This is a genomic window from Ornithinibacillus salinisoli (assembly GCF_042684965.1).
Lineage (GTDB): Bacteria > Bacillota > Bacilli > Bacillales > Amphibacillaceae > Ornithinibacillus > Ornithinibacillus salinisoli.
On sequence record NZ_JBHUMI010000021.1, the window covers coordinates 127,132 to 142,730 of the forward strand.

The 15,599-nt window shown below is 34.7% G+C and carries 17 protein-coding genes; 10 read left to right on the forward strand and 7 right to left on the reverse strand.

What is annotated here, in order from left to right; genetic code table 11:
- The first annotated feature begins 82 nt into the window (after window positions 1-82).
- From ACFSTA_RS18460 to ACFSTA_RS18485, 6 genes are all read left to right on the forward strand, one after another.
- Window positions 83-1,012, forward strand: coding sequence for a carbohydrate ABC transporter permease (locus ACFSTA_RS18460; protein ID WP_377558311.1), 930 nt, complete (start codon window positions 83-85; stop codon window positions 1,010-1,012).
- Window positions 1,009-1,842, forward strand: coding sequence for a carbohydrate ABC transporter permease (locus ACFSTA_RS18465; RefSeq protein ID WP_377558312.1), 834 nt, complete (start codon window positions 1,009-1,011; stop codon window positions 1,840-1,842). The genes ACFSTA_RS18460 and ACFSTA_RS18465 overlap by 4 nt, the downstream gene beginning before the upstream one ends.
- A 27-nt stretch (window positions 1,843-1,869) precedes the next feature.
- A complete protein-coding gene (locus ACFSTA_RS18470) occupies window positions 1,870-2,889 on the forward strand; it encodes a LacI family DNA-binding transcriptional regulator (RefSeq protein WP_377558313.1) in 1,020 nt (339 codons plus the stop codon).
- An 18-nt stretch (window positions 2,890-2,907) separates the two neighbouring features.
- A complete protein-coding gene (locus ACFSTA_RS18475; RefSeq protein WP_377558314.1) occupies window positions 2,908-4,251 on the forward strand; it encodes a GH1 family beta-glucosidase in 1,344 nt (447 codons plus the stop codon).
- 385 nt (window positions 4,252-4,636) lie between these two features.
- Window positions 4,637-6,352, forward strand: coding sequence for an ABC transporter ATP-binding protein (locus ACFSTA_RS18480; RefSeq protein WP_377558315.1), 1,716 nt, complete (start codon window positions 4,637-4,639; stop codon window positions 6,350-6,352).
- A 339-nt stretch (window positions 6,353-6,691) separates the two neighbouring features.
- Window positions 6,692-7,072, forward strand: coding sequence for a hypothetical protein (locus tag ACFSTA_RS18485; RefSeq protein ID WP_377558316.1), 381 nt, complete (start codon window positions 6,692-6,694; stop codon window positions 7,070-7,072).
- Between the two features lie 167 nt (window positions 7,073-7,239).
- Here the strand turns inward: ACFSTA_RS18485 and ACFSTA_RS18490 are convergent, their stop codons facing one another.
- Both ACFSTA_RS18490 and ACFSTA_RS18495 read right to left on the reverse strand, forming a co-directional pair.
- Entirely contained in the window at window positions 7,240-7,842 is a 603-nt protein-coding gene (locus ACFSTA_RS18490) for a hypothetical protein (protein WP_377558317.1), read from the reverse strand.
- Between the two features lie 483 nt (window positions 7,843-8,325).
- Window positions 8,326-8,787: a DinB family protein gene (locus ACFSTA_RS18495; RefSeq protein ID WP_377558318.1), complete on the reverse strand. Its 462-nt coding sequence runs from the start codon at window positions 8,785-8,787 to the stop codon at window positions 8,326-8,328.
- A 336-nt stretch (window positions 8,788-9,123) separates the two neighbouring features.
- On the opposite strand from ACFSTA_RS18495, the gene ACFSTA_RS18500 reads away from it, so the two are divergent.
- Window positions 9,124-9,648, forward strand: a complete 525-nt coding sequence (locus tag ACFSTA_RS18500) for a hypothetical protein (RefSeq protein ID WP_377558319.1) — start codon at window positions 9,124-9,126, stop codon at window positions 9,646-9,648.
- Between the two features lie 220 nt (window positions 9,649-9,868).
- On the opposite strand, the gene ACFSTA_RS18505 is transcribed toward ACFSTA_RS18500, so the two are convergent.
- Genes ACFSTA_RS18505 through ACFSTA_RS18520 form a run of 4 tightly spaced genes read right to left on the reverse strand, consistent with a single transcriptional unit; the run spans window position 9,869 to window position 12,406 of the window.
- Window positions 9,869-10,858 (reverse strand): phosphotransferase, encoded by a 990-nt coding sequence (locus tag ACFSTA_RS18505; RefSeq protein ID WP_377558320.1) that lies wholly within the window; start codon window positions 10,856-10,858, stop codon window positions 9,869-9,871.
- A 12-nt stretch (window positions 10,859-10,870) separates the two neighbouring features.
- Window positions 10,871-11,449, reverse strand: coding sequence for a histidine phosphatase family protein (locus ACFSTA_RS18510; RefSeq protein ID WP_377558321.1), 579 nt, complete (start codon window positions 11,447-11,449; stop codon window positions 10,871-10,873).
- Window positions 11,446-11,850 carry a nucleoside 2-deoxyribosyltransferase gene (locus ACFSTA_RS18515; RefSeq protein ID WP_377558322.1) on the reverse strand — a complete coding sequence of 135 codons (405 nt, stop codon included), beginning with the start codon at window positions 11,848-11,850 and terminating at the stop codon, window positions 11,446-11,448. The genes ACFSTA_RS18510 and ACFSTA_RS18515 overlap by 4 nt, the downstream gene beginning before the upstream one ends.
- Window positions 11,851-11,854: 4 nt before the next feature.
- Entirely contained in the window at window positions 11,855-12,406 is a 552-nt protein-coding gene (locus ACFSTA_RS18520) for a GNAT family N-acetyltransferase (RefSeq protein WP_377558323.1), read from the reverse strand.
- A 238-nt stretch (window positions 12,407-12,644) separates the two neighbouring features.
- On the opposite strand from ACFSTA_RS18520, the gene ACFSTA_RS18525 reads away from it, so the two are divergent.
- Both ACFSTA_RS18525 and ACFSTA_RS18530 read left to right on the forward strand, forming a co-directional pair.
- On the forward strand, window positions 12,645-13,292 hold the full coding sequence (locus ACFSTA_RS18525; RefSeq protein ID WP_377558324.1) for an HD-GYP domain-containing protein: 648 nt from the start codon (window positions 12,645-12,647) through the stop codon (window positions 13,290-13,292).
- Window positions 13,293-13,512: 220 nt separating this feature from the next.
- The gene (locus tag ACFSTA_RS18530) at window positions 13,513-13,863 is read left to right on the forward strand and encodes a DUF4181 domain-containing protein (RefSeq protein ID WP_377558325.1); all 351 of its coding nucleotides are present in this window, start codon (window positions 13,513-13,515) and stop codon (window positions 13,861-13,863) included.
- A gap of 321 nt (window positions 13,864-14,184) precedes the next feature.
- On the opposite strand, the gene ACFSTA_RS18535 is transcribed toward ACFSTA_RS18530, so the two are convergent.
- Entirely contained in the window at window positions 14,185-14,358 is a 174-nt protein-coding gene (locus ACFSTA_RS18535) for a hypothetical protein (RefSeq protein ID WP_377558326.1), read from the reverse strand.
- Between the two features lie 469 nt (window positions 14,359-14,827).
- Here ACFSTA_RS18535 and ACFSTA_RS18540 point away from each other — a divergent pair, with 469 nt between their 5' ends.
- Entirely contained in the window at window positions 14,828-15,523 is a 696-nt protein-coding gene (locus tag ACFSTA_RS18540; RefSeq protein WP_377558327.1) for a DUF4386 domain-containing protein, read from the forward strand.
- Window positions 15,524-15,599 lie beyond the last annotated feature (76 nt).

Here is a 15,599-nt window from a genome sequence, read left to right on the forward strand (position 1 = left end):
GGTAGCTTTCGTAAATTGTTATTGATGTGGTGGTGTCTAGCTACCACATCAATAAATATTTGTATGAAAGGAAGGGGAAACATTGGTTTTAAAGGGTAAAGGTAAGTATAGATCTGAAGAAACAAAAGATAAAATAAGTGCCTATTTATACATTTCACCTTTCTTTATTATTTTTGCCATCATTGGCCTTTATCCAGCCATTTTTAGTCTCTACTTAGCATTTCAGAAATGGAATGGATTAGGAGATATGACGTTTGTAGGTCTTCAAAATTTTTCTATTGTCTTAAATGATCCAATTTTTTGGAAGTCTGTTTATAATACGATCATTATTGGATTAATGGGGACAGCACCACAAATAATTATTGGTATCATTTTAGCTTTTATATTAAATCAAGCCTACCTAAAATTTAAAAATACATTCAGAGCTATGATTTTCATGCCCTATATCACTTCAATGGTAGCAGTAGCCCTAGTTTTTGGTGTGTTTTTTAGTAACAATGAGACGGCACTTGCTAACTATGTTCTTAACTTTTTTGGAATGGATTCTGTGGCATGGAAGACGAGTGAATGGGGAGCAAAAATTGCCATATCAATCATGGTGTTTTGGCGTTGGATTGGTTATAACACGATTATATACTTAGCTGGATTACAAAGCATACCGAAGGAACTATATGAAGCAGCCAAAATAGATGGGGCAAACATCACTCAGCAATTACGTTTTATAACTGTTCCTTTATTGAAACCATTTATCATCTTAACGGTATTTTTTTCGACAGTAGGAGCGCTTCAATTGTTTACCGAGCCAACGGTATTCCTTGGGGCACAAGCATTTACTAGGACAGAAGCAATGACAGTAGTCATGTACTTATACCGTGATGCCTTTAATTTACAATCGTTTGGAACAGGATCAGCCACAGCGATTATATTATTGTTAATTATCATTATATTTTCCGCAATAAACACATTCGTAACATCTGGAATTGGAAAAAAGCGAAGGGGGAGTAAGTCATGAATGAAAGAAAACGATTTTCACTTAGTAAACTATTCATGTATTTGTTTTTAATCGTTGCCTCTTTCATTTCTATATTTCCTTTTTACTGGATGTTTGTAATGGCAACAAGACCGAGCTCCGCTTATAATTCGATTCCACCCACGCTGACACCAGGTGATAGATTAGTAGAAAATTTCCAAGCGGTGTTAGATAAAATTCCTTTTTTCGGAGCGATGTGGAACACATTAATTCTTTGTGTGGTTGTTACGTTAGTTGTTTTATTTATTAGCTCCCTGGCTGGGTTTGCATTTGCGAAGTTTAAGTTTCCATTAAAAAATGTATTATTTGTTTCTATATTATTAACGATGATAATCCCACCTCAATTAGGATTAATCCCACAATACTATTTAGTGGCGAAGTTTGGGTTATTGGACACTTTGTTTGGTGCGATGATTATCTTTTTCTTGAATCCATTAGGAATATTTTTAATGCGACAATATATAAGTCAGTCTGTTTCCGATGAACTAGTGGAAGCTGCGAAATTGGATGGTTGTTCTAACTTCCGAATTTTTCGAAGTATTGTACTACCGATCGTTTTACCAGCCTTTGCAACACTAGGAATTATTGTGTTCACGGCGACTTGGGGCGAATTTTTATGGCAATTTACTGTGCTTCGTGATCCGGATTCATATACAATACAAGTAGCACTTTCTTCATTAAACACAACAAATAATGTTGATTTCGGGATGATGTTGTCCGGCGTTTTTTGGGCAACAATACCACTAGTAATTGTGTTTTTATTATTTAATAAATTATTTATCTCAAGTATTACCGAAGGATCGATCAAATAACAATACGTATGTCGGAAGGGAATACACATGAACTTAACCATAAAAGATATTGCAAAAATGGCAGGAGTATCACCAGCAACGGTTTCCAAGATCATAAATAATTATGGCGGAATTGGTGAGAGCACAAAGCAGAAGGTACAGAAAGTTATCCAAGAGACAGGATATCGACCAACCTTCTCGGCTAAATCTCTAGCTACTAAAAAATCCAACCTTATTGGATTAATCTATGCCGGAAAGATAAATGTAGACTTTACACATCCATTCTTCAATAAAGTAATGACATCGTTTAAGAAGATTATTGGAGAACTTGGGTATGACATATTGATGTTTTCCAATGAACAATTTCATCAGGACAATGGTAGTTACTTGGCGCGTTGTCGTCATTTCCAGGTAGATGGTTGTTTAATTATCGCCGGGGAAGAAATAGAAGATGCCGTTTTTGAGCTTGTCCAAAGTGAAATTCCTTGTGTTGGTGTGGATTTGGATTTATCTGGACCGAGGTATAGTTATGTGATGACGGACAATGAAAAAATTTCGAGTAAAGTAGTGGAACACTTATACTTACAAAACATTCGTGAAATAGGATTTATCAACGGGAAACAGGATTCTTCCATTGCTATGTTAAGAGAGCAAGGCTTTATGAATGCCATGCAACAGTTTGGTATTACCGTAAATAAGGATTGGATATACCATGGCGATTTCTTTGAGGATAGCGGTTATCGAGGTATGAAAAAGATTCTAGAAAATCGACCTTACCCGAAGGCGGTTTTTGCAGCATCTGACTTAATGGCCTTTGGTGCCAAAAAAGCCATAGCGGAACATGGATTAGAAATTCCAAATGATATTTGTTTAATAGGTTGTGATGATATTGATGCATGTCAATATAGTACCCCACAACTAACAACGGTAAAACAGGACAAGGAAAAACTAGGGAAATTAGCAGCTCATTTATTAAATGATTTAATTAATGGGGCAAAAGAAAAGAATCCGATTTTAGTAGATCCAGAACTTGTATTACGTGAATCGTGTACACCTGTTAAAAATTAATCAGTAAGGAGGTATAACATGGCGATTATACAATTACCGAAAGACTTGAAATTTGGCGTAGCTACTGCAGCATATCAAATAGAAGGTGCTGCAAATGAAGATGGACGTGGTGAGTCTATATGGGATACATTTGCTAAAACACCAGGGAAGGTCGTAAATGGAGACAATGGTGATATCGCGTGTGATAGTTATCACCGTTATAAAGAGGATGTGCAATTAATAAAAGAACTTGGCAGTGATATGTACCGATTTTCCGTTTCATGGCCACGAATTCTACCAAATGGAACCGGGGAAGTGAATCAAAAAGGGCTAGATTATTATCATCGTCTAGTGGATGAATTATTGGAGCAAGGTATTGAACCTGTGTGTACACTATATCACTGGGATCTTCCACAAGCTTTACAGGATAAAGGTGGTTGGGACAACCGAGAAACGATCGATGCATTTACCAACTATGCGGAGATTATGTTTAAAGAATTTGAAGGAAAAATTAACAAATGGATTACGATTAATGAACCTTGGTGTGTTTCCTTCTTATCTAATTATGTTGGTGCACATGCACCAGGAAACCAAGATCTTCAATTGGCAGCAAACATATCTCATCATCTTCTCGTAGCGCATGGACAAACGGTTAAGAGATTTCGAGATTTAGGAATAGATGGTGAAATTGGTTATGCTCCTAATACAACGTGGAAGGAACCTTTTAGTAATCAACAAAAAGATATTGATGCATGTCAACGGGAAGTTGGATATCTGATTGATTGGTTTTTTGAACCTGTATTCCATGGACAATATCCATCATATCTTGTCGATTGGTACAAGCAGAAAGGCGTAACACTGAAAATTGAAGATGGTGACATGGAAGTAATTCAACAAAGAATAGATTTTGTTGGGATCAATTATTATAATGGAAATGTTGCTAGATATAAAAAAGGTAGCGGCCTATTTGATTGTGAAGATATGGATATGGACTATAAGCGAACAGATATAAATTGGCCAATTTACCCTGAAGGTTTTTACAAAGTGTTAACATACATTCATAAAAAATATGGTGATACGCCGATATATATTACAGAAAACGGTGCATGTTTTAATGATGAAGTAAAAGATAATCAAGTGAATGATACTGGCAGAATTAACTACCTTAAAACACATTTAGCGGCGCTACAACAAAGTATCGACTCTGGAGTTCCTGTTAAGGGATATTTTTGCTGGTCTCTATTAGATAATTTTGAATGGGCAGAGGGTTATACGATGCGCTTTGGTTTAGTTCATATGAATTACCGTACGTTAGAACGTACCAAAAAGGAGAGCTATTATTGGTATCAACAAGTAATTCGTAATGGATGGTATGACCTTTAATCCGAGCGGAAATAATTTAGTTATAGATAGAGACTTTTCTTGCTGATCATATGATGAAGCAGGAAAAGTCTTTTTAAAAAGATAAGAGAGTATAAAATATGGCTTATTTCTGATCAATTGCAGGAACAGCCATGTCCAGCTCCAGCGCCCAGAGACTAGCGAGACTTCCCTCGCCTTCGTACGATAAGTCAACATCGGCTTCCTCTGGTCACCGTGTTTCCTTTATCTCCTACGGCTCAGTCCAGTCCGTACGTCTCTAAACGGGCGCTTGCGCTTTTCTTACTTGCCAAGCCTTTTAAATAAACTTATAATTTTCTTTATACTTTGCAAAGATGTATAGTATAGAAGGTACTTAGTTATTTGATACATAAAGGAAGTGCACGTCATGTTGAAACGATTTTTTTCCTATTACAAGCCACATAAGCGGCTATTTATTATTGATTTTACTTGTGCAGTATTTGTAGCTATTTTAGAATTAGCGTTCCCAATAGCTGTTCAGAAATTTATTGATAATTTAATTCCCAGCAATGACTGGAATATAATTATATCAGTAAGTGTGTTATTACTGTTCATATATTTATTAAGTACATCTTTACAATATATTGTAACGTACTGGGGACATAAATTGGGTGTAAATATAGAAACAGATATGCGTCAAGATCTATTTGGTCATGTGCAGAAACAGTCCTTCCGTTTTTTTGATAACACGAAAACGGGTCATGTTATGAGTCGGATCACGAATGACTTATTTGATATCGGTGAATTGGCTCACCACGGTCCGGAAGACTTTTTTATTGCGATTATGACATTTGTTGGAGCATTTTTCTTAATGTTTAATATCAATTTTCATTTGTCGGTAACCATTTTAATCATTGTTCCAATCTTAATTTGGTTAATTACGTATAGTAATATTAAAATGAACAAGGCATGGAAATCGATGTACGAAGAAATTGCCGAAGTAAATGGACGTGTAGAAGACGCTGTGTCGGGAGTTCGAGTTGTACAATCATTTACAAATGAAGATTATGAGATGAAGCGTTTTACGAAAGATAATTACAATTTCCGTAAAGCGAAGGTCGGCGCGTATCGTGTCATGGCCTTCATTCACTCCAATATATACATGATGATGCGGCTGATGGTTCTTATTGTTTTAGTCGTAGGATCATGGTTCGTTTTTAATGATCGTATGGAGATGGGGGAATTAGTAGCCTTTGTATTATTTACAAATGTACTAACAAGCCCAATCCAGAAAATAAGTGCACTACTTGAGTTATATCCAAAGGGTATGGCAGGATTCAAGCGATTTACAGAGATTTTAGATGTGGAGCCAGATATTAGAGACCGAAAAGGTGCTAAGCATGTTAAAAATTTGAAGGGCTTTATTTCCTTTCATAAGGTTACATTTGGCTATGAGAAAACTCAAGGGCCAATTTTGAAAGCAATGAGCTTTAATATCAATGCTGGTGAAACGGTTGCTTTAGTCGGGCCGTCCGGTGCCGGAAAGACAACAATATCTGCACTAATTCCACGCTTCTATGATGTGGATAGTGGAGAGATTACCATCGATGGAATGGATATCCGTGATATGACCAAGAAATCATTACGTGAGAATATCGGTATTGTGCAGCAGGATGTTTTTCTATTCACTGGAACGCTTCGTGAGAATATAGCTTACGGAAAGCTAGATGCAACCGAACAAGAAATTAGAGAGGCTGCTCGTCGGGCACATCTAGAGGAATTTATTAATGAATTGCCTCAAGGCTACGATACACAAGTTGGTGAACGTGGCTTGAAGTTATCTGGTGGCCAAAAACAACGGATCGCCATTGCGCGGATGTTCTTAAAAAATCCACCGGTACTTATTTTGGATGAAGCTACATCGGCTCTTGATACGGAAACAGAGACGATTATTCAACAAGCATTAACAGAACTTTCGAAGGATCGTACAACTATTGTTATCGCTCATCGACTTGCAACAATTAAAAATGCAGATCGGATCATGGTCGTGACAAAGAATGGTATTGAAGAAGAAGGAAGTCATGAGGATTTAATTAAGCGTGATGGATTATTTGCTCACTTGCATAGTGTGCAAATGCGGTAAATTATATAGATAAATAACAGAGCAGCGCTTAAACCATATACTCAATGGTTTGAGCGCTTTTCTTTTAAACACAAGTAAATCTTATCTGTATAACAAGTCTTGGAGGGTCAACTAGTGTATAATATGATTGATTCCAATACTATCTTTAACACCTAAAATTTTTGAAGTACGTATTTTAGCTGTATTTGAGATAGTAACTATTGAATAATAGGAAGTGTACTATATGAAGAAAAAGCTATTAGTTTCAATAATAATTCTTATAGCCATATCATAGTTTATTTTTACTGGATTACATTACCAAGACATTATTCAAATGTATTACAAGGTTTTTCATTTCAAATGGAAGATACAGAAGATATAAGAGAGGTATCTATTCATATTGATGGGGAAATAAAGAAAAACTTAACAGGAGAAAAAGAGTTTAAAGGCAAATTTGAAATAGAAGGAATCGAAATTCCCATACCGAAGGATAAGAGACATGTTGTTATTAACTTTAATAACAAAGGGATTGGGAGTTTAGTATACGCTGACTTTGATAGCAAAGCACCCTATACTTATGGATATGGCACTATTTTTACTAAAGATGACTTCAGTGAAGTTGGCATTATAAAGGGAATGTCTACAGAAGACCCCATTGTAATTGTTGCACCTGCAAAAAGTAAAAAAGATGCCTATAGGTTATCAAATGAGTTAATAGGTGAATATATTGATGTTAGATGAATACGATCGAAGATAATGAGCTTCTTAAATTAAATAAGACGGATAGTCCATGCCATTAAGGTGTGGTTCTTTAATAATTGTCATGTGATAATTAGATCACATACTTTCACTCCTAAATACTTGTATAGGTTAAATGAAAATATAGAAATTTGTTTATTTAATCTAAACTAATTTACTAAACTTCGAATTAGTTGATCTTGTATATCCTTACCTTCAAGTCGTAAAGGGTGATATTCTTCTCTTATAAATAAAATCTCATTACCTACTTCAAACAATTTAATCAGAGGAATTCGTTTGAGGTTTACTAAGTATTCCCATTCAATTTCTGTAAGTGTATTTGACTCATCAAGCAAATAAATAGGAACTTTGTCGGTGATAGTTCTAGACGACATTTCTCCATCAATTTTCACCAATTCATAACCATGTAGACAATTCCCACAAATATTTTTATTTACGTATGTTGTGTTTAACTTTAATAATGCTCCATCTACTTTTGCATCATTTAATAATGCTGTATAAATATTTGTGTCTGTGAGTGCATCCTGAAGTTCTTCATTTTTATTCTTTAATTCTAAAATTTGTTGTTTTATTTCTTCATTCTCTTTTTCAACACTTACTAAGTTTTCAATTTTGTTTTTTAATTTATCGTTTTCTTTTTCAACCTCTTTTGAAGCAGGAGTATCAATGTTCTTATCATCATCCAACACAATTATGCTTATTAAAGCAAACAAAAGAAATACAATAACGCTTATTAATGTTTTACTATTCAAGTGTCACACTCTTTTCTATAAAAATATTAATTGTCTTAACAAGATCTTTATTATTTATTAAATGGTAATTTCTTAATTTCTAATCAATTAGTATATCTTACATTTTTTAATGAATATTCTTCTGTTTTTGATTTTCTATTCTTCACTTAAAGCATAAAGAATGGAAAATTTAGTAATAAAAAAGTATCAAAGGCACTATTTTACTTGAACTTTTAACTTTCCGAATTTATTTTAGTTAATTCTATTATTATAATTCTACAATTAATTACAAATACCTTTTTTGAATTTGGGAAACATGAAGTAAATAACTTTTAATCACTAATTATTATGTACAACTTTCCTTATATAAAATTCTAATTTAATAATGTACCTTATATCAAAATAACCCGCCCGTTCATCACAAAGTAAAAGCATATTTAAGAGGAACTCAAAAAATGTGATCGGAAAGCTCTGTTGCTATTTAGGTAACAGAGCTTTTTAAAATTATTGATACAATCCCCGACCGATTAAATTTGCGGATATTGGCTTGAGATCTAATTCTCTTGCCCAAATAGAAAGTTGTCCAACATGATGTATTTCATGTGCGATGATATGTTTTAGTACTTCATCTTTCCTAAATGTGTTCGCAATCCATGATGGTGTTACAGGATGGTCGTCTGGCAAGTTATCGTGCTTTAAAAATGCTTCCACCTCATTACGCTTTGAATCTGAAAGTGATTTTACTTGATGTAAAGAAGTGAAATCGTTAAAGTTCAGCTCTTTATCATCTTTACCTTGTATTGCTTGTATCCAACTATGCTCTACATCAATAATATGAAGAAGAGTATGTAGGATGTTTCCCATTCCCCCTGTTCGCTGCTTTACTAGCTCTGCATCAGATAGTTGCTGACACCAGTCAAACCATTCATCTCGTACCTGCCAATTATATTGAAAAAATACGTTCATTGATATTACTCCCCTTTCATTACTAAGTACCACACAACCATTATAGAACAAACGTTCGATAAAATCAAACGATTTGTCGGTATTTTTACAGAATTTTAAAAACTAACTTAAAGTGAAGTATGAAAACTGAGTGTGAAATCAAATTGTGTAACGCTAGTTGTCTGTTTCTCTAAAAATACCACCTATGATAAACTTGTATTATCAGAATTCGCGAGATAGAAAGTCATTATAGTTATTCAACTAAGCTCTCGGTATTTTAATAAGATAATAGTTTTTCGTGGGTGTTTTGAAATTCAAGTAAAGGCAACAGTATAGTTGAGAGTATAGGAGGATAATATGCAAAAGAATAAGCTGCTTATAATTGTATTTTTTACTTTACTAGTAGTTATAAACTCGGCAGGCATATTTCCTGTTTCTATCGAAAAAGCAGTTCAGAAACAAGGATGGAAAAATGCATTTTTAACAGTCGGCTTAGAAAATGATTCTGCTCTGCTTTTTATGGAGGAAGAAAAAGGAGAAATTAGATTAGCAAGTGCCTATAAAGGAATATTTGGTTGGAAGATAGTTGATGATTCAGGACTTTTATCAGTTAGTGAAGATGTAGAAGGTTTTAGTGGTACTGAAGGAAGTATAAAGATCAAAAGCAATAAGAAATTACATTATTTTATGGGAATTATTGTTGATAAAAACATTGATAATATGACTTTTAAATTAGATGAAGAAACAAAGGAAAGAACACTATATAGAACTATCACCCAAAACGGAACAAGAATATATTATACAACCCTTGATAAAGAATTAGATGAAGTTACTTATATTGCATATAATCATTTGGATCAAATCATATATAGTAAACCATAAGGGGCTTTTTGATTTAAGGGGAACCATAGAATGTATGGCTCCCCTTAAATTTTGAAAGTAATTATTTCACATAGCTTATATTTAAGGACCTACATAGCTCATTGTCGTCATATTCAAATCTATTCGACAAGATTCCCCTAATTATTGTCGATATTTCCCGGGAAATTGAAAATTATTTGTGCGAAGTAATAAAAAAAGAAAGAGCTACTCCCTCTTTCTCTCATTTGCCATTGAGCAAATCCTGTAAACGGCTGACGTTTTCTGCAAGCCACTTCATTTCATCTACAAACCGTTTCGGTGGGCCACTCTTAAATTCTATTTTCGGATGAATCCACCAGGTGCTTTCCATATACCATAACAACAGTAATGCATTGGTCAGATACATATCTGAAACATTTTGCTGTGTGCGATACCCCTCTAAAAAGGAAAATGCAAGGGAGGTGTCGAGCTCGTGATTATGTAAAGCACCAGACATGATCACTCGTGCAACGTCCAATTGCGGGTAATCATATTTCATCCGATCAAAATCCAAAACGGCTGAGACGTGGTCGTTTGTAAATAAAAGATTATCAACCCAAAAATCACGGTGTGCCCAGCCTGTTGTATGTAAATCAAGGTCTTGTAGATCAATAAATTGAGTAGCTTCATATTGCTTCTTAATTTCATACAGCAAAGAAGTGTTATAGTTTTCTCTTGCAACATCACTTAGCTTCTTCCAATACGAAAGCCGATCTTCTGTAGATGGTACGATAAATTCTGGGCTAGACTTTTTCTTTAGAGTACCGTCATTTAATAATCTATGCATCCTTCCCGTTACGGTACCTAAATGATACATTTGCTCCAAGGAAATTTTTCCGGGCATAACTAAAGATCCTTCACAAAAATCCATTAAGATAAATCGTTCACCTTGTTCTGATTTCAGAAACAACTGATCATTATAAGAGTAGACTTTGGGACAGGGAAAACCTTCCTGATGCAATCGGTTTTGCTGTGCAAACACATTGGAGAGTTCTTCCTCATTATATTTTTTCAATCGATCTTGATTGTACTGCTTCAGTAGAAACTTACCAGAGTCAGTGGTAATGATCCATTTTAAATTCAACCATCCACGTTTAACCGGTGTTATATCCAATATACGAAAATGAAATGCTTGCTTACATGCTTCGAGTAAATCAGTTAAAATCTTTTCTTCTACTATATTCGTATTCATTGCTTTTTCTTCCTAAACGATTTTGGCTAAGTGATCAATTTGATTATAGTTTTTAATACACCACTGTTCTTCGTGGAAATGGATATTGCTTATACAAGTATTCATGAGCTTTGTTTTTCCAGATCCAATTTCCCCGTTAGATAATATGGATAAAATTTGATTAATGACAGCACCATGCGCTACGACTAATACACGTTTGTCGGGAAATCGTCTTTTAACTTCTTCTATTGCACCCATTACTCGCTGTGAAAATGCTTCTCTCTCTTCTTGGTTTGGATATTGGCCGTCAGGAAACCTTAATTTTCTTTCTTCTATTGTTAAGCCTTCTGCATCACCAAACGAGCGTTCTTGAAATTCTTTAATCTCTAAAATTGGTAGGTTGAGGTATTTGTTTATAATTTCCGCAGTGTTTTTTGCTCGTTTTAACGGACTTGATATTAATACATCATAGTCAGATGGATGCAACGATGCACCACAATTCTCCGCTTGTTCGATCCCCTTCTCGTTCAATGGTATGTCTGTTTTTCCTTGTATTCTACCAGCTGCATTCCAATTTGTTTCTCCATGTCTAATCAAACAGATGGATGTCATATCGTTTCCCCCTTGCGCTTAATTGATGAAATGATGATATGCTGTATGAAATCATCCACTTCACCGTGAAAACGATCTACTCCTTCTACAAAATAAAAGGTTGTCGTTGTACTTATATCTAATTCTTCCGAGGAATAAAGGTACACAGGCTTATTCAATGCTAAAGCTAAACCAAGCTCGGTATGTGTCCCTTTCCCACCAGGCAAAAGAACAATTAGCATATCACTTTCAGCAACAGCTTTTTTCTCTAGTTCTCCGATCTCTCGCAATGTTTCTTCATCTGTTGCACGGTTATTCTGCGTCCAATCATATGTGTGAATATATCCTTTCTCGATTAACTTTTCACTTACATATCTCACTAATTCCTTGTTCGATAGCCCTGATGCAATATAAAATTTCATATATCTAGTCCCTTTCTCTATTCCATTCGCTCGCTAGCATCCCATAGATGACATGGTCTACAAAATGGTTATACAACCATTCTGCCTGTCGAATGTGCCCTTCCATTCGAAACCCTAAACGTTCTGGTATTGCCCTACTTTTTTTGTTTTCATAAGCAGCTCGAATATCAACACGATTTAGCTGTAGGTGTTGAAATGCAAAATCAGTTAAAGCGCTAACCACTCGAGTCATAATCCCATTTCCTTGAAAATCCACGCCAAGCCAATATCCAATAAATCCGATCTGGTTTCGCCAATCGAAGCTATTGAAGCCAGCAACACCAACTAGCATTCCTTTGTAAAAAATACCGGCATTTAGCCCGATTCTTTTCTCATACAATTGATGCGAGTTAGCAATGAATTCTCGGGAGTCATTTATGTTTACCGTATCGTCTACCCATGGCAACCATTCCCGTAAATAATGACGAGACCGATCAGTTAGTTGAAATAATGCAATTGCGTCCTGCCCGACTAAGGACCTTAATGAAATCTCTTCATCAATGTCATAAACAAACATGGGGAAAACCTCCAGTTAAGTTTCGAATTATTTAGATAATATGATACCATATTTTTAAAGGGAAAAGTGGAAGAAAATTTTTAAGTTTAATGCCTCCTTTTATTATCATTTTTCGATTATAGAATATATAAAGGAATTACTTACCTAATAGATAACTAGGCGATTCTATTGTGAATAATATAAAATAATGGTACCTTATACAAAAGTTTAAAATTTTTAAACAAATGGGAGAGATTCGATGATTAATAAAAGAACTCCTGTGTCATTATTCGAAGCAATTGCTCAAGATAATGAGGTTCTAAAACAATTTAAGCATCACTCGTTTCGGGTTATGTATCTTTCAACCATGTTAGCGAAAAAAGTAGATTGCTATGATGAAGATTTAAAGATTGCTGCATTATTGCATGATATCGGAAAGATGGGATTATCAAAGGATATTTTATTAAAACCTGGTAAACTTACAACCTTGGAAAGAACTGTCGTCGAAAGTCACTCCCATTTAGGAAATATTATACTTAGAAAAGAGCTTGGAAAAACTCGTGCTGCTAGATTTGTTCGTGATCATCATGAAAATTGGGATGGTACAGGCTACCCAAGAGGATTAGTTGGTGAAGAAATATCGATACAAGGGAGAATAATCCGGGTATGTGATTCTTTTGATGCGATGACGTATGACATGCGAAATTATCAAATTACCAAAATGACTTATCAAGATGCATACAAGGAATTAAGAAGGTGCTCTTGGCGTGAGTTTGACGGAAATTTAGTGGAGGAGTTTATTACTTTGCTGCATGATATTGAATTACCTAATTCATGGTACAATAAGTTCGACTCAAAGTTTTTGGAGAATTTATTTATGAAGATGGATGTCCAGGATTTTTTATAATGTAATGGATATATATTTTATATAAGATTGGAGGTTTTGTTGTTGTATTTTTCGAAGTACTTGAAAGAGGGATTTTAATGGAGTTAATTGTAATGTTATTTATTTTTTTCATTATTTAATGCAGTATAAATATGCTGTTTTTGAGGTTAGTAGGGAAAATTCACTTTTGAAGGTCATAGTTGTCCAATAATATATTTTGAAGAAAGCAGGTGAATTAACAATGCCATTTGTCTTGATATTATTGGCAATGATTATATCGAATTACATTTTGAGTAATTTAATTGTTGGTACTACGAAAAAAGAGTTTCCCGAAAACGTAAAGAAGATTAACTTATTCGCCAGAATTATAATTGGTATCATAGCAATCATATCTTTTCTGTTAATCAATATGAATTATGGTGCTGAAAGTGAAGCTATGAAGTGGTTTTGGGTGATTTTTATAACAGTATTGTTTGGTTTCCAATCCTACATAGATTGGAAATATCTGAAGGACCGGAAACAAACCATTGTTTCAGTAATTTTATTATTTATTGGTATAGGTACAGCGAATTTACTCTATATTATTTATTGAATATTTATTGAGGGCCGAAAAAGTCGATCTTTTTTATTCTTTTTAACTTGCAATTTATCACCTTCTAGCTCTTGCCATTACGCCATTATATATCTTTACCTAATGCTGTAGCATAATAATATTCACCGTGATGTTTCTATGGTTGTGTATACCCAATATTGTTTATGTCCTCCATACCTTTTACGATTAACAAGGAGCTCACAAACACTTCCTGAAGTAAGATACTCACCACTACTAAGTTTCAAAAAATGAATTAGAGTCGGATTTATTTCATAATTAACCATTAGTTTCACTGAAATCATAGGATTCCAGTGACCATAACTAACTTGTCTCTTTTTTATTTCTTTTCTCGTAATAAAGTGAGAGAAAATATAAAATAAAAGCAGATAAGGAAGCAATCATAATCATCCAATCAGGGACTTCTTTTGCTCCAAATAATACATTTAATAAAAACACAAAAATTATTAAACTTACAATACGAGTTAATTTATCCACTATTTCCCCTCCTATCATTATCAATGATATCTATCTATATTAATAAAATCTATAAATAACTAATAAAGTTGAATATCCCCTTTTACCTAAATTTAGAGTAGCTATGAATATGCGAAATTATTAAATCAGCAAAACGTCTTAACATGGTGGATGTTCAGGAGGTGTTTTGAAATAATTGTAGATAAGATAAGTATGGAAGAATTGAAGGGACTAGAGGGAATTTATTAATGATACGCGAATATAATATGAAGATACAGAAATTATTAACAACTTGATCAATATTGTCAGCCTACAACCAACTGAAAGTGGCTGGTCTACACTCGCTACTTTCCATAAAAAGACAATTTTCTATTTTTATTCTATAGACTAGTCATTATGACGTAACCATTATATAGGCGAGATTTCGTACACGAGCGCTACTGATATGCTGAAACAACATAAAAAACAAAGGAGAAAGGAGAACAATTAAATGAAGCCTTACAGATTGACTGCAGTGATTGTAGGTGCACTCTACATCATCGGAACGATATCGGGGATTTTAAGCCTTGTTGTTACCAGGGATCTGCTTGTTGGAGAGGATTTTTTAACCCGAATCGCCTCCAATACTTCTCAGCTTAACCTTGGCGCATTTTTTATTCTCGTGATGGGGCTTTCGCTGGCGGCGATGCCTGTATTCTTGTACCCGCTCTTCAAAAAAAAGAATGAAGCACTGGCACTAGGGATGGTAGTTTTCCGAGGACCACTTGAGGGAAGCACATATATCTTAGTAGTAGTCAGTTGGTTATTGTTAGGCGTGCTCAGCAAAGAATTCACTGCCGTTGGGGCAGATTTGGCTTCTTTACATGCTGTTGGCAATGTCCTGCTTCATACCAAAGACATCATTACACCCGTTTTGACTATTGTTTTTATCATCGGTGCAATGTTGCTATACATACTTTTTTATCTCACCAAACTTATCCCTCGATGGTTGTCCATCTGGGGCTTGATCGGAGCGGTTATTTATGTGGCTGTCGACTTATTCATGTTATTTGGGCTCAACCTTCACTTGGATATGTTGTATATACCATTGGCCGTGCAGGAGATGACAATGGCACTCTGGCTGCTCATCAAGGGATTCAATCAAGCGGCGCTGGATGAGCTCCTGACTGATAAGCACAGCGTATAATCAACCCACCATCTATATTTTTAAACGAATAATGAATGGCTATAAATCTGTACTATAAGGAATACAAAAAACTTCA

What these genes read in the sequence shown, in the direction of transcription:
- ACFSTA_RS18465 (WP_377558312.1), top strand. Translation starts at nt 1,009, where the DNA reads ATGAATGAAAGAAAACGATTTTCACTTAGTAAACTATTCATGTATTTG.
- ACFSTA_RS18470 (WP_377558313.1), top strand. Translation starts at nt 1,870, where the DNA reads ATGAACTTAACCATAAAAGATATTGCAAAAATGGCAGGAGTATCACCA.
- ACFSTA_RS18475 (WP_377558314.1), top strand. Translation starts at nt 2,908, where the DNA reads ATGGCGATTATACAATTACCGAAAGACTTGAAATTTGGCGTAGCTACT.
- ACFSTA_RS18480 (WP_377558315.1), top strand. Translation starts at nt 4,637, where the DNA reads ATGTTGAAACGATTTTTTTCCTATTACAAGCCACATAAGCGGCTATTT.
- ACFSTA_RS18485 (WP_377558316.1), top strand. Translation starts at nt 6,692, where the DNA reads ATGGAAGATACAGAAGATATAAGAGAGGTATCTATTCATATTGATGGG.
- ACFSTA_RS18495 (WP_377558318.1), bottom strand. Translation starts at nt 8,787, where the DNA reads ATGAACGTATTTTTTCAATATAATTGGCAGGTACGAGATGAATGGTTT.
- ACFSTA_RS18500 (WP_377558319.1), top strand. Translation starts at nt 9,124, where the DNA reads ATGCAAAAGAATAAGCTGCTTATAATTGTATTTTTTACTTTACTAGTA.
- ACFSTA_RS18505 (WP_377558320.1), bottom strand. Translation starts at nt 10,858, where the DNA reads ATGAATACGAATATAGTAGAAGAAAAGATTTTAACTGATTTACTCGAA.
- ACFSTA_RS18510 (WP_377558321.1), bottom strand. Translation starts at nt 11,449, where the DNA reads ATGACATCCATCTGTTTGATTAGACATGGAGAAACAAATTGGAATGCA.
- ACFSTA_RS18515 (WP_377558322.1), bottom strand. Translation starts at nt 11,850, where the DNA reads ATGAAATTTTATATTGCATCAGGGCTATCGAACAAGGAATTAGTGAGA.
- ACFSTA_RS18520 (WP_377558323.1), bottom strand. Translation starts at nt 12,406, where the DNA reads ATGTTTGTTTATGACATTGATGAAGAGATTTCATTAAGGTCCTTAGTC.
- ACFSTA_RS18525 (WP_377558324.1), top strand. Translation starts at nt 12,645, where the DNA reads ATGATTAATAAAAGAACTCCTGTGTCATTATTCGAAGCAATTGCTCAA.
- ACFSTA_RS18530 (WP_377558325.1), top strand. Translation starts at nt 13,513, where the DNA reads ATGCCATTTGTCTTGATATTATTGGCAATGATTATATCGAATTACATT.
- ACFSTA_RS18540 (WP_377558327.1), top strand. Translation starts at nt 14,828, where the DNA reads ATGAAGCCTTACAGATTGACTGCAGTGATTGTAGGTGCACTCTACATC.